Origin of the sequence: Desulfovibrio sp. 1188_IL3213 (assembly GCF_036763145.1) — a bacterium.
Lineage (GTDB): Bacteria > Desulfobacterota > Desulfovibrionia > Desulfovibrionales > Desulfovibrionaceae > Desulfovibrio.
This window is the reverse complement of the sequence record NZ_JBAIYR010000478.1, coordinates 1-1,615: the sequence shown is the minus strand read 5'-3', so window position 1 is coordinate 1,615 and position 1,615 is coordinate 1. Positions and strand designations below refer to the sequence as shown.

The window sequence follows — 1,615 nt, the reverse complement described above, 5'->3', positions numbered from 1 at the left end:
AAAGGAGTGCCTGGGGCAGCCGAACGGGCGGTGGCAGCGCTTTTGCTCTGTTGCGCGCGGGTTGCCCGGTTTGTGACGGCTCGTGGCTGGCGGAGCGGCAGCGGCACGGTCCGAATTGTTTCAGCAGCGCCCGGAAAAAATTGAGAAGGAACGGGCATGCGTAAGGGGGAACCTCTTTCAGGAAGTTCCCCCTTGCGCGTCAGTGCTACATAAATGAGGCTGCTTTTTCGTCTACACCTTGGCGGCGGTGCGCAGGTCGGCCACGGCATCGGTGGCTTCCCAGGTGAATTCGGGCAGCTCGCGGCCGAAGTGGCCGTAGCAGGCGCTCTTCTGGTAGATGGGCCGCTTGAGGTCCAGGCGTTTGGTGATGAAATAGGGGCGCAGGTCAAAAACTTCGCGCACGGCCCTGGTAAGGATTTCATCAGGAATTTCGCTGGTCCCCTGCGAGGAAACAAGTACGCTCACAGGCTGGGCCACGCCGATGCAGTAGGCGATCTGCACTTCGCACACCGGGGCAAGGCCAGCAGCCACCACGTTTTTGGCGATGTAGCGGCCCATGTATGCGCCGGAGCGGTCAACTTTGGAAGGGTCCTTGCCGGAGAACGCGCCGCCGCCGTGGTGACCGCTGCCGCCGTAGGTGTCCTGGATGATTTTGCGGCCGGTAAGCCCGCAGTCGCCCATGGGGCCGCCCACCACAAAGCGTCCGGTGGTGTTGATGAAAATTTCGCAGTCTTTTTCATTGAAATAGCCCGAAGGCTCAAGAATGGGGCGAATGACGTGCTTTTTCACGGCTTCGGCCACATCGGCCTGGCTTGCGCTGGCGGCGTGCTGTGTAGAAACCACCACGTTGTTGATGCGCACGGGCTTGCCGTCCTGGTATTCAAAAGAAACCTGGGTCTTGCCGTCCGGGCGGAAAAAGTCCACCAGGCCGTCCTTGCGCGCCCTGGCAAGCTGCTGCGAGAGCTGGTGCGCCCAGTAAATGGGGGCGGGCATAAGGGTGGAGGTTTCATTGCAGGCAAAACCGAACATCATGCCCTGGTCGCCGGCGCCCTGATCTTCGGGCTTGGAGCGCACCACGCCCTGGGCGATGTCCGGGGACTGGTGGCCGATGGTGGAAATGACGGCGCAGGTCTGCCAGTCAAAGCCCATGTCGGAGCTGTTGTAGCCGATGTTCTTGATGGTTTCGCGCACAACGGTGGGCAGGTCGGCATAGCCGGTGGTGCTGATTTCACCGGCGATAACGGCCATGCCCGTGGTGACCAGCGCTTCGCAGGCCACATGGGCGTCCGGGTCCTGGGCCAGCAGTGTGTCCAGTACGGCGTCGGATATCTGGTCGGCCACCTTGTCGGGATGGCCTTCGGTAACGGATTCAGAGGTGAAGTAATATTTGCCCTTGGTCTGCATGCTGTTCTCCTTGAAGGGGCGCGCGGCAGGCGCGATGGTTTTTTACGAGCGTAAAAGAATGTTGTCGATAAGGCGCGCCTTGCCCATGCGCACGGCGCAGGCCATGAGGGCCGGGCCTGTTACTTCGTCAAGCGGCTCCAGCGATTCCGGATGCACTATGGTGAGGTAGTCCAGACGACCCAGGGGCAGCAGCTCCGCCCAGCGCCGCAGC

At 61.5% G+C, this 1,615-nt stretch carries 2 protein-coding genes; both read right to left on the bottom strand.

Annotated elements, in window-relative coordinates:
- Positions 1–231 precede the first annotated feature (231 nt).
- Complete coding sequence (gene metK, locus V6C16_RS12790) at positions 232–1,404, bottom strand: methionine adenosyltransferase (RefSeq protein WP_333534577.1); 1,173 nt, start codon at positions 1,402–1,404, stop codon at positions 232–234.
- A gap of 42 nt (positions 1,405–1,446) precedes the next feature.
- Positions 1,447–1,615: pantoate--beta-alanine ligase (locus tag V6C16_RS12785; RefSeq protein ID WP_333543391.1), on the bottom strand; the 169-nt coding region annotated here is incomplete at its 5' end.